Raw genomic sequence first — 11,332 nt, 5'->3', positions numbered from 1 at the left:
AAAGGTTCATCTGAAGACGCGTCAGCGCCCGCCGCAAGTCCGCGGCGACGCCGTCGATGGCCGCTGTATAGGACCTCCAAACCGGAACCGTCAAGCGCTCCAAACATAAAAAATAAGAAAATTTGAAAAAACACACCACTTCAAGCCCTTGGACTACCAAACCCTCCAGCCGCCCCAACGCCGCATTTGAGCCACCTTCGCCGATGTATAAGGCAGCGCCTCCGCATAGGGGCGATAGGAGACAGAGCCGCATTTTGAGGCTATCTCTTGTGCTCATGTTCTTGGAGGCCGTTTCTTGGCGACTTCGGTCAATTTCGTCGCATTCCGCTCGGCCATCGCCCGGCGCACGATGTTCCCGTCGCCGGCCGGCGCAGAACCGCCACTCGACGCTCGTGGCGAACGGCAAATGAGAGGATCTGCGCGACGCGTTTCGTTGCGTTGGCTGGCTGGGTCGGGATTGACCGGTCTCATCGGCGCGGGCTTGCTCGGCGGCGCCATCTATGCAGCCTTCGATCGAGAGGCGAATTTCGCGGAAGCGCCCACGCGCGCCTTGTTGAACAGGAAAGACCAGGGTGAAAGCGTAAAGGTCAATCCCGCGAAGGGCGACCGCCTTATAAAATCGATCGACATCGTCGCCGCGAAACAGACGTACAAGACCCCGACCGCGACCAAGGTCGGCGACCGTGAGGTCATCAAAAACAGGTCCTTCACGCGTGTTTCTACGACGCTGGCGCTCTCGGACACCGGACTGGGCGCCGACGTGCCCGAATTCAATCCGCTCAAGCTGCTTTCCGACTCGAGCAATCCCTCGCCCGAGGCGCCCGAAGCCGCGCCTGCTCCTGACGTCGCTGAAGTCAGTTTCACCGCCACCGATCTGTCCGCCAGCCAATTCAGCGCGCCAAATGGAGCGTTGTCGCTGGACGAAGTGCGCGCGCAGATCACCGAAACCCTCAAGCACGCACAAACGGGGGGGTCGAAGGCGTCACCGACGCTTCCTCCGCAATTGCTGCTGATGAAGACTAGCCGCGCGTCGTTTGACGCCAATGGCGCTGGCCTCGCCTACGCGACGCCTGGCAATGTCAACGTCAGTTCGCCGTTCTCATCGATCGAGGTGCGAATGGTTCCGGAGAATGTGACGCTGGCGCCGCGCACCACCAATCCTGTCAGTGATTCCGAGGCGCGAGCCGCCAAGGACAAACTTGTGGTCATCCGCCGGAGTGAGGGGCTCGACGATGTCTTGGCTGCGGCCGGCGTGCCGAAGCCCACCATAGCGGCGGTGAAGCAAGCGTTCAGTTCGCGCCGCGCCAATGATGCGGTGTCGGAAGGGCGTCGGATCAAGCTGTCATTCGCGGAATCCGATAATTCCGTCGCCCTTCAACTCGCGCGTCTGACGGTTTATGATGACGAACGCATTCTGGCGTCAGTCGCCTTGGCCGACAGCGGTCGGTATCTCTTGCTCGAGAATTCCGAACCATCAGACGCCAAGGCCGCCTCGCGCAAGTCGCAGGAGGGTGACTCCGACTCGGAAAACGACCAGGATTCCGATGGCATGCGGCTTTACAACTCGCTTTACGAAACAGCGCTTAAGCAGGATCTTCCGCGTCCGATCATCGATCAGATGGTTCGCACATTCAGCAATGATGTCGACTTTCAACGTCCGGTCGCCGCAGGCGATTCCATCGATGCGTTTTTCGACAATGGCGACGACGGCGAGCACGCCGATCTGCTCTATGCGTCGATCACGGCCCGCGGCGAGACCTACAAATATTATCGTTTTCAATCGCCTGACGATCAGAGCGTCGACTATTTCGATCCGGCGGGCAAATCGACCCGAAAATTCCTGGTGCGGAAGCCCATTGCTTCAGGCGAATTGCGCTCCGGCTTTGGCATGCGCTTTCACCCCATCCTGCACTACTCACGCCCGCATAACGGGGTGGACTGGGCGGCGCCGATCGGCACGCCGATCTTTGCCGCCGGCAACGGAACGATCATCAAGGCGGGTTGGGATTCGGGCTATGGCCGTCGCGTGGAGATCGAGCACAATAACGGATACGTGACGACCTACAACCACATGTCCGCGTTCGCGCGCGGCTTGCGTGAGGGAGACCGGGTCAAACAGGGCCAGATCGTCGGCTATCTCGGCGCGTCTGGACTCGCGACGGGGCCTCATCTTCATTATGAGGTCATCGTCAACGGGCATTTCGTCGATCCGTTGCGCGTAAGACTGGCGAAAACGCGCCAGTTTGAAGGCAAACTGCTCGTCGACTTCAGGAAGGAGCGCGATCGGATCGACGGCTTGATGGCGAAAGCGCCGAACAGTTCGCAAGTCGCGGGCAAATAGCTCAGCGCAAGTCCCGGCCGGATCCGAGGGGACGCGGCGACAGCGACGGCGTCAGAGCCGGGGCCAGTTCGGGAAAACTCCGGCGTGCGCGACGGGCGCCAACCAGTCGATACAATTGCTTGGTGGCTTCAACGACAATCACGCCCGCGCCGGGAAGCGACAGTTTCGCCGAAACGCCCTCGATGGCTGGAGCCAGACGCAACACCATCGCCCGATTGAGCGGCGGCGTGTAGAGCGCTTCGCTCCAATAAATCGGCGAGAACAGCGTTTCGCGCATAAGGTCGTGCAGCTGGCCGCGTGAAAAAGGTCGTCCGTGCCCGAACGGCGTCGAATCGAGGCGCGCCCAGAGTCCGGAACGATTTGGCGCGACGACGATCAACCGTCCGCCGGGCGTGAGAACCCGCCAGACCTCCTCCAGCAGTTCCCTCGGATGCTCAGCCGTTTCAAGAGCGTGGGCGAGCAGAACCCTGTCGATGCAGGAATCGGGCAGCGGCAGCATGGTGTCGTCGATCAAGGCCGAGGCCGAGGCGCCCTCGGAGGGCCAGTTCACGACGCCCTGCTCGGCAGGCATCATGGCGAGCAAACGCAGAGCCTGGCCACGAAAACGGTCCAGATAGGGCGTCGCATAGCCGAGCCCCAGAACAGAAAGTCCGGCGAGATTGTCCCAGCGACGCGCGAGATGCGCGCAGACCAAGTGGTTTGCGGTCTTCCCGAGCGAGGAGGCGTAAAAACCGCGGAGATCAGTGACATCGAGCGCCATGCGGGTAGGATCGACACAAAATCCTTGTGGACGCAAGGCCTATTGCGGCGGCGGAAAAAACAGCGCGAGGTCATTCCCTTTGCGTCTGGCGTTGGTAATCTGCCGACGTCACCCCTTCGGAGCGCTGTCCATGGCGGCCCAGTTTCATCTGTTTCAATGTTTGAGCGACAATTTCGGCCTGCTGGCGCATGATCCGGAAACAGGATCAACGGTCTGTTTCGACGCGCCGGACGCGAACCAGATCGCCGCCGCCCTGGAGGCCAAGGATTGGCGGCTGACCGACATCGCGATCACGCACCATCATCACGATCATATTGGCGGCGTGGACGCGCTCAGGGCGCGCTTCCCGGATGTGCGCGTCATCGGGGCGCGCAAAGACGCGCAAAGATTGCCGCGCCTCGACCTTTCGGTCGCCGAAGGCGACGTGATCTCTTTTGGGCGTTGCGCCGCGCGCGTGCTTGAAACGCCGGGCCACACGCTCGGCCATGTCGTCTATCACCTCCCGGACGAGGCCGTGGTCGTCACCGGCGATACGCTGTTTTCGCTCGGCTGCGGTCGGGTCATGGAAGGGACCATGCTCCAGATGTATACAAGCCTCGCGCGACTCGCCGCCCTCCCTTCGGAGACCCTGGCGTACTGCGGTCACGAATATACCCTGGCCAACGCGCGCTTCGCGATGACGGTCGATCCCGACAATCCCGCGTTGCAGGCGCGCGCGGCGGAGGCGGAGCGCTTGCGGGCTGCGAACGCCTTCACGCTCCCCACGACCCTCGGCCGCGAACGCGCGACCAATCCCTTCCTGCGGGCTGACGATTCGGATCTGCGAAAAAGCCTGGGCATGGAGAAAGCGGACAGCGTCGACGTTTTTGCGGAACTGCGTGAGAGGAAAAACCGTTTTTGACGGTTCTCGACCTCTCTCGCGCGCCTGACGCGCAATCGTTGGGGTCTTGGCGTGACCTAAGGCAAGAATGCGCCCTGACCTTCGCGCCAAACGCTCAAACCGCCGCAATTTCTTATACGCGCCGTTAACTGAACCACGGCAAGTCTAAAGCGCATCTGAACTTTCGGAACCATGCCCGTGCAACTTCGCTATCTGGCCGCTCGCGCGCCAAAAAAAATCGCGGCCGAAACTGACGCCGACATCCTCCGCGAGAACGTGTCGAAGGCCGAGCGGCGTCTGGAGCCTGAAAGCTCTCTGGCCAGCCAGCCTCCATTGGCGCCCCCTCCCCGACCGATCCTCGCGCCAGCGCCTCCGACCGAGGCGGCGCCCGCGCTCTCCTCGCGTCCGACGGTTGCGCCCGATCCCCGGCGCATCCTCGATTCCATCGGCGAAGTCGTTTACGATTGGGATCTGCGCAGCGACGCCATCAATTGGGGACCGAATGCCGCATCGGTTTTTGGCATTTCCAACGTGGCGCCGATCGCGACGGGCCGCGCCTTCGCCGAATGCCTGTCTCACGACAGCGAAAGTTCGCGCTACGAAGCCATAGCGCGATCAACCGCGACGGATAGCGGAAAAGGCGTGCCGTTCCAGATTTGCTACGGTCTGATTCCTCCCGACAGTCCGCGCGAGGCGACCGTCTGGATCGAGGATACGGGCCGCTGGTTCGCGGGCTCCGACGGTCGGCCCACGCGCGCGCACGGCCTGGTGCGCGTGATCACCGAACGCTACAAGCAGGAGCGCCGGCTTGCGTTCAAGTCGCGCTTCGACACGCTGACCGGCGTGCTCAACCGCGCCAGCCTGCTTGAACAGATCGTCCAATTCTACGCCCAGGCGGCCAAGAAAAAGCAAAGTTTCGCCGCCCTTCTGGTGGCGATCGACAATGTCTTCCTGCTCAATCGCACCTATGGCTATGACATCGCCGATCAGGTGATCGCCGGAATCGCCCAGCGGCTGCGGACCAATTGCCGTGAGCGCGATCTTGTCGCGCGCTACGCCGGCAACAAGTTCGCGATGGTGCTCGAAAACTGCGACACGGCCGAAATGACCGCCGCCGCCGAACGATTGATCGAAGTGGTTGGAGGCTCGCCATTCGAGACGACAGCCGGCCCCGTACCTGCGGGCTTGCGCATCGGCGGCGCCGTCGCGCCGCGCAACGGCCGCGCTGTTCATTTGCTGTTTCAGCACGCCGAGGAGGCGCTCGATCTCGCGCGCCAACCGGGAGCGGCGCGTCTGGTCGCCTACGAACCGTCGTTGGCGCGGGAAGACTCGCGCATGAAGGCGCTCAAGGTTTCCGACGAGATCGTTTCGGCCTTGACCGACGGACGCATCGTTTTGGCCATGCAACCCCTGATCGACACGCGCACAGGCGCGCCGGCGCTTTACGAAGGACTCATGCGCTTGCGCCGAAAGGACGGCGCGCTGGTGTCCCCGTCCTCGATCTTGCCGACAGCGGAAAAATCCGGACTGATCCAGATGGTCGACCATAGGATCCTCGAACTGGGCTTGAAAAAACTCATCGAAGATCCCAGCCTGCGCTTGTCGGTCAACGTGTCTGGCCTGACCGTGCGCGACCCGGACTTCATTTCCCGCCTGCGCGCGCATCTCGGGCCCTTCCCGGAACTGGCGCGACGCCTGATGATCGAATTCACGGAAACTTGCGCCATCGAGGACATTGAGGCGACCGTGCGCGCCATCGCCGAGATCAAGAAATGCGGCGCGAAGGTCGCGATGGATGACTTCGGCGCCGGCCACACGTCGTTCAAGAACCTGCGCCGCTTCGCTTTCGACCTGGTCAAGATCGACGGCGCGTTCGTTCAGAATCTCTCCCGATCCGCCGACGATCGGTTCTTCGTGAAGACACTGGTGGACCTCGCCCGTCATGTCGGCCTGCCCGTCGTCGCGGAATGGGTCGAAGACGCGGAAACGGCGAAAATCCTCAGCGATTGGGGCGTGGATTACTTGCAGGGCGACTATTTCGCCGCCGCGACGGTGCCCGAATTGGATCGGCGACCCGCCGCCCGGAACTGACCTTGTTCGGCCCGTCGAGTCCTCATTCCTTCTGGGTCAAGTTGTCGATGCGCTTCTTCATGTCCGCCAGTTGGGCGCGCATCTCATTCAATTCCTGCGACGCGGCGGTCTTGGCTGGATCGGCGGCGTTCGCGCCGAAGGGGGAAAACATGTCGAGGGCTTCGCGGAACATCGCCATGTTCTTGCGCGCCTGCTCTTCCATGGTCTGGAACATCTGTCGCGTCGGATTGGCCAATGGGTTGGCCAATGGGTTGGCGGTAAAGGCCGCATCGAACTGATCGCGGAACTTCTGGCTGTCGGACGCCAGTCGATCGATCGAAAACTCCAGATAGCTGGGAACGAGCATCTGCATGGAATCGCCATAGTAGCGAATCAATTGGCGAAGGAAGCGGATCGGCAGGAGATTCTGGCCCGCCTTGCCTTCCTGCTCGAAAATGATCTGGGCGAGAACCGAGCGCGTGATGTCTTCGCCGCTCTTGGCGTCGTAAACGACGAAATCATTGCCCGCCTTCACCATTTCCGCGAGATCGTCCAAAGTCACATAAGCGCTCGCGCCGGTGTTGTAGAGGCGACGGTTCGCATATTTCTTTATTGTGACAGGTTGCTTTTCGTTGGTCATTTCCCGGTCCCGTTCGGCCAATGGCCGGATGATCATTGCGTTGTCGCAAGCAAAGCCCTCTTCCGCGAAATTAGCAAGCCGAGTTCTGGCGGAGACCCCAATGGATTTCCTTGTTCGCTCGACAAGTTCTCGCGCGGACTGCATCGCCGTCGGTTATAATTTCGGGTCTGGCGCGGATTTGTGAAGTCCTCCGGCTCTACAACCAAAAGACCATGGGTCGATACGCCATGCGCCTTGACCTTGCGGTGGGCGAAATGATCAAACTAGCCTCAAGTCGCCGATAAATGCGCGTCCAACAGGACCCCGGCGACTTTCCGGAGGATTCTGCATGTCGACTGATGTCGTGATCGTTTCTGCCGTACGCACGGCGGTGGGCTCTTTCAGCGGAGCTTTCGCCACCGTCCCGGCCCATGAACTGGGCGCGGCCGCCATCAAGGGCGCGCTCACGCGCGCCAAGGTCGAGGCCGCGGACGTCGACGAAGTCATTCTCGGCCAGATTTTGTCTGCGGGCGAGGGCCAGAACCCGGCGCGCCAGGCCGCGCGCAAGGCGGGTCTTCCCGACGAGAAGACCGCTTTCGGCATCAACCAGCTGTGCGGCTCCGGCTTGCGCACCGTGGCGCTCGGGCTGCAGCAGATCGCCAGTGGCGACGCCAGCATCATCGTCGCCGGCGGCATGGAGAGCATGTCGCAGTCGCAGCACGCCGCCTACATGCGCTCGGGCGTCAAGATGGGCGAGCTCAAGTTTCTGGACACCTTGCTGCGCGACGGCCTGACCGACGCCTTCCATGGCTACCACATGGGCGTGACAGCGGAAAACATCGCCACCAAATTCCAGATCACCCGCGAGGAACAGGACCAGTTCGCCACCGCGTCCCAGAACAAGGCGGAAGCCGCCAAAAAGGCCGGCAGGTTCAAGGACGAGATCATTCCGTACACGATCTCGACCAAAAAGGGCGATATCGTCGTGGACACCGACGAATTCATCCGCGACGGCGTGACCTATGACGCCCTCGCCAAGCTTCGTCCGGCCTTCAACAAGGAAGGCACGGTGACCGCCGGCAACGCCTCGGGCATCAATGACGGCGCCGCCGCCATCGTCCTGATGACCGCGGCCGAAGCCGCCAAACGCGGCCTCACCCCGCTCGCGCGCATCGCCTCATGGGCGACGGCCGGCGTCGATCCCGCCATCATGGGCACCGGCCCCATCCCTGCCTCGCGCAAGGCGCTGGCCAAGGCCGGCTGGAATATCCAGGACCTCGACCTGATCGAGGCCAACGAGGCCTTCGCCGCCCAGGCGATTTCGGTCAACAAGGATCTCGGCTGGGATACGTCCAAGGTCAACGTCAACGGCGGCGCCATCGCCATTGGCCATCCGATCGGCGCGTCCGGAGGACGCATTCTCGTCACCCTGCTGCATGAAATGCTCAAGCGCGACGCCAAGAAGGGCCTGGCGACGCTGTGCATCGGCGGCGGCATGGGCATCGCGCTGACCGTCGAGCGCTGACAGCTGCATTCTTGACGCGCCGGAGCGTCCACACCGGCGCGTTTCTACAAAAGACTTTTTTTAAAAAGTGGGGGGAGAAAAGAAATGTCTCGAGTTGCAATCGTCACCGGCGGCACGCGCGGGATCGGCGCCGCCATTTCCAAGGCGCTGAAGGCGGCTGGCTACAAGGTCGCGGCGTCCTATGCGGGCAATGATGAAGCCGCGGAGAAATTCAAGACCGAAACCGGCATCAACGTCTACAAGTGGGACGTCTCCGATTACGACGCCTGCGTCGCCGGCATCGCCAAGGTCGAAGCGGATCTCGGCCCGGTGGACGTGCTGGTGAACAATGCCGGCATCACCAAGGACGGCATGTTCCACAAGATGACCAAGGACCAGTGGTACGGGGTCATCAACACCAATCTGAACTCGCTGTTCAACATGACCCGCCCGGTCTGGGAAGGCATGCGCGCGCGAAAATTCGGCCGCGTCGTCTGCATTTCCTCGGTCAACGGCCAGAAGGGCCAGATGGGCCAGGTGAACTATTCGGCGGCCAAGGCCGGCGATATCGGTTTCGTCAAGGCGCTGGCGCAGGAAGGCGCCCGCGCGGGCATTACCGTGAACGCGGTCTGCCCCGGCTATATCGGCACCGAAATGGTTCGCGCCATCGATCCGGCGGTGTTGGAAAAGGCGATCCTTCCTCTTATTCCGATCGGCCGTCTTGGCGAGCCGGAGGAAATCGCCCGCGCGGTTGTCTTCCTCGTCGCTGATGACGCCGGGTTCATGACCGGATCGACCATTTCCGCGAATGGCGGTCAGCTGATGTCTTGACCGCACGGTCGCGCCTCAACAGTTCGCCGGTCTCTTGCAGGAAAGCGCGGGATCGGCGATATCATCTTGCATCGAAGCCCGCTGGCGTCCCTTGCCGTCGGCGCGTAAGCTTCGCCAATCGAGCGCCCAAACAGCACGTTGGACGCGCTCAGGGCTGACGGCCTGCCCCCTGGCCGTCTTTTCCATGGACGGATGATGAGCTACCGGGTCTGGGCCATTCGCGCCGGCGGCGAGAGCGAAGCCGACCCGCTCTTCATCGAAGGCGGCCTTCTGGCCGTCAGCTTCCTAAGCGTCAATCGCGATGTCAGCGCTCTGCCGGCCCAACGCGCCGCATTCAAGGATGCGTTCGCCGAAGGCGTTGGCGACCGGAAGCCGGGCGCAATTCCAATTCAAGCGGGGCAATTGTTTCGCTTCGTTCACGAAATGAAAATCGGCGACCGTGTGATCTATCCGCGCAAGATCGATCGCACCTTGTTATGGGGCGAAATTTCCACGCCTTATCTCTATGATCCCTCAACCAATCCTGACTTCCCCCATCGCCGCGGCGTGCGCTGGCTGAAGTCGCTCGGCCGCGACGAATTTTCCCAGGGGGCTCTTTACGAACTGGGCGCCACGCTGACGATTTTCGAAATTCGCAATTTCATCGGAGAATTTGTGCGCCGCTTTGAACCGCCAGCCGGAGCGGGCGAATTCGCGAGCGTGCTCGCCGAGGACGACACGCAGGCGGTGGTCGCGCGCGACATTGTCGAGACGACGAAGGACTTCATTTCGAAAAAACTCAAGAGCGAGTTGAAGGGCGCCCCGATGGAGCCCTTTGTCGCCGACCTGTTTCGCGCCATGGGCTATAACGCCCATGCGACGCGCGCCTCGCGCGACGACGGCATCGATGTCATCGCGCATCGCGACGAATTGGGCATCGAGCCGCCAATCCTGAAGATTCAGGTCAAGGCGCACGAGGCGAACATCGGCGCGGATCTGGTCAAGTCGTTCTACGCCATGATCCACGAGCGCAATGTCGGCATTTTCATCACGACAGGCGGCTATACGGCGGCGGCGCGTGACTTCGCTCGAAGCAAAGCAAATTTCAGGCTCATCGACGGCGCCGAATTCGTGAGCCTGATCGAAAAATATTATGACGGACTCGATCCAAAATTCCGAAAGATCATTCCGTTGAGACGCCTTCTCGTGCCGGACGTCGACCCCGAGGATTGACCCGACGCGAAAATGGCCGCGATCCCTGCGGACTCTCGTTCACGCAGCCTTGACGATCGCAGCCGCATCTTCGTCGAAATATTCGATGTAACGCGTTTCTATCTCGCTGATCGGCATGACGACAAAGACATCGGTGACGCCAAATTGCCGATCGACGACAGCGCCATTGCCGAATTTCGCTCCAACCCGCATGTAGCCTTTGATGAGCGGCGGAAGGGACGCCAGCGCTTTCTTCACATCGACGTCGCCCTTGGAGACACGATTCATCTCGGTATGACGGCGCGCCAAGGGCGAAGTCTGCCACTCTGGCGCCGCCTGCGAAAAATGATACAGAAAACTCAGTTGGTTCGCGATCAACGATACGTCTGTTCCCTCAATGCTTGCGCATCCAATCATCGCGTCGATGCGATGGTGTTTCACGTAAGCCCATATGCCGCGCCACAGCATTTCGATCGTTTTCTTGCCGCGATATTCGGCGAGCACGCATGACCGACCCAATTCAAGAAATCGAGATTGCGGATGCCGCGCCAGCAACGGTCCGATATCGAATTCCTGCGCGCTGTAAAAACCGAAATGCGCCTGCGCGACTTCCTGCCGAAGCAGGCGATATGCGCCGACAACGCGCGGCTTGTTCTGGCCGAAGCGGTTGCGCGCCATGTGATCGATGACGATAAGATGATCGCAAATCTTGTCGAAGCGACAAATGTCCCGTCGCGTAAGGGCGGCCTTGGGATCTGGCGTCGCGCCGCCTTCCTCGAAGAAAATCTTGTATCGAAGTTTTTGCGCCTTGCGGATTTCGGACTTCTTCACGGCAATCCGCAACTCAAGCGCGCCCGACCATCCCACGGACGGTCCGAGACCGGCGTCTGACATCGTCCTGAAGCGCTTGATTCCGCGCGGCGGCCAGTGAAGTTTGGTGGAGATACCAGCAAATGTGGGCAAGCGGCGCATCCGGCTATCCGATATCGCGGTCCGGCTTTAATTCAGGCAGAGGTCTATATCGTCACCGCCCGACGGACGTTTGACAGATAAGACTCTCACAAAAAAGATTTATGACACCCTCGCGCGTCCAAGCGCGCAATGTCCAGGTCGCCCTGTTGTGTTCCGCTGTTGCG

The 11,332-nt window shown here is 61.2% G+C and carries 9 protein-coding genes; 6 read left to right on the top strand and 3 right to left on the bottom strand.

What is annotated here, in order from left to right:
* Positions 1-457 precede the first annotated feature (457 nt).
* Positions 458-2,341 (top strand): M23 family metallopeptidase, encoded by a 1,884-nt coding sequence (locus CCR94_RS09765; protein WP_244594016.1) that lies wholly within the window; start codon positions 458-460, stop codon positions 2,339-2,341.
* Between the two features lies 1 nt (position 2,342).
* Here CCR94_RS09765 and CCR94_RS09760 read toward each other — a convergent pair whose 3' ends face one another.
* Entirely contained in the window at positions 2,343-3,101 is a 759-nt protein-coding gene (locus tag CCR94_RS09760; protein ID WP_104507681.1) for a class I SAM-dependent methyltransferase, read from the bottom strand.
* A gap of 130 nt (positions 3,102-3,231) precedes the next feature.
* Between CCR94_RS09760 and gloB the strand changes: the two genes are divergently transcribed.
* Both gloB and CCR94_RS09750 read left to right on the top strand, forming a co-directional pair.
* Positions 3,232-4,002 (top strand): hydroxyacylglutathione hydrolase, encoded by a 771-nt coding sequence (gene gloB, locus CCR94_RS09755; RefSeq protein ID WP_104507680.1) that lies wholly within the window; start codon positions 3,232-3,234, stop codon positions 4,000-4,002.
* Between the two features lie 177 nt (positions 4,003-4,179).
* The gene (locus CCR94_RS09750) at positions 4,180-6,072 is read left to right on the top strand and encodes a putative bifunctional diguanylate cyclase/phosphodiesterase (protein ID WP_158254694.1); all 1,893 of its coding nucleotides are present in this window, start codon (positions 4,180-4,182) and stop codon (positions 6,070-6,072) included.
* A gap of 22 nt (positions 6,073-6,094) precedes the next feature.
* Here the strand turns inward: CCR94_RS09750 and phaR are convergent, their stop codons facing one another.
* The gene (gene phaR / locus CCR94_RS09745; RefSeq protein WP_104507688.1) at positions 6,095-6,691 is read right to left on the bottom strand and encodes a polyhydroxyalkanoate synthesis repressor PhaR; all 597 of its coding nucleotides are present in this window, start codon (positions 6,689-6,691) and stop codon (positions 6,095-6,097) included.
* Positions 6,692-7,019: 328 nt separating this feature from the next.
* On the opposite strand from phaR, the gene CCR94_RS09740 reads away from it, so the two are divergent.
* The 3 genes from CCR94_RS09740 to CCR94_RS09730 all read left to right on the top strand — a co-directional run bounded on the left by CCR94_RS09740 (position 7,020) and on the right by CCR94_RS09730 (position 10,217).
* Complete coding sequence (locus tag CCR94_RS09740; RefSeq protein WP_104507678.1) at positions 7,020-8,195, top strand: acetyl-CoA C-acetyltransferase; 1,176 nt, start codon at positions 7,020-7,022, stop codon at positions 8,193-8,195.
* A gap of 84 nt (positions 8,196-8,279) precedes the next feature.
* Positions 8,280-9,005: an acetoacetyl-CoA reductase gene (phbB, locus tag CCR94_RS09735; protein WP_104507677.1), complete on the top strand. Its 726-nt coding sequence runs from the start codon at positions 8,280-8,282 to the stop codon at positions 9,003-9,005.
* A gap of 195 nt (positions 9,006-9,200) precedes the next feature.
* Positions 9,201-10,217, top strand: coding sequence for a restriction endonuclease (locus CCR94_RS09730; RefSeq protein WP_158254693.1), 1,017 nt, complete (start codon positions 9,201-9,203; stop codon positions 10,215-10,217).
* Between the two features lie 39 nt (positions 10,218-10,256).
* Here CCR94_RS09730 and olsB read toward each other — a convergent pair whose 3' ends face one another.
* Complete coding sequence (gene olsB / locus CCR94_RS09725; protein ID WP_244594015.1) at positions 10,257-11,090, bottom strand: l-ornithine N(alpha)-acyltransferase; 834 nt, start codon at positions 11,088-11,090, stop codon at positions 10,257-10,259.
* Between the last annotated feature and the right edge of the window lie 242 nt (positions 11,091-11,332).

Source organism: Rhodoblastus sphagnicola (genome assembly GCF_002937075.1).
In the GTDB taxonomy this organism is placed as follows: domain Bacteria; phylum Pseudomonadota; class Alphaproteobacteria; order Rhizobiales; family Beijerinckiaceae; genus Rhodoblastus; species Rhodoblastus sphagnicola.
The sequence above is the reverse complement of the archived record's forward strand: the minus strand, read 5'-3'. Positions and strand labels throughout refer to the sequence as shown.

Bases quoted from the DNA above. Each gene is read 5' to 3' on its own strand.
- CCR94_RS09740 (WP_104507678.1), top strand. From the start codon at position 7,020: ATGTCGACTGATGTCGTGATCGTTTCTGCCGTACGCACGGCGGTGGGC.
- phbB (WP_104507677.1), top strand. From the start codon at position 8,280: ATGTCTCGAGTTGCAATCGTCACCGGCGGCACGCGCGGGATCGGCGCC.
- CCR94_RS09760 (WP_104507681.1), bottom strand. From the start codon at position 3,101: ATGGCGCTCGATGTCACTGATCTCCGCGGTTTTTACGCCTCCTCGCTC.
- phaR (WP_104507688.1), bottom strand. From the start codon at position 6,691: ATGACCAACGAAAAGCAACCTGTCACAATAAAGAAATATGCGAACCGT.
- gloB (WP_104507680.1), top strand. From the start codon at position 3,232: ATGGCGGCCCAGTTTCATCTGTTTCAATGTTTGAGCGACAATTTCGGC.
- CCR94_RS09730 (WP_158254693.1), top strand. From the start codon at position 9,201: ATGAGCTACCGGGTCTGGGCCATTCGCGCCGGCGGCGAGAGCGAAGCC.
- olsB (WP_244594015.1), bottom strand. From the start codon at position 11,090: ATGTCAGACGCCGGTCTCGGACCGTCCGTGGGATGGTCGGGCGCGCTT.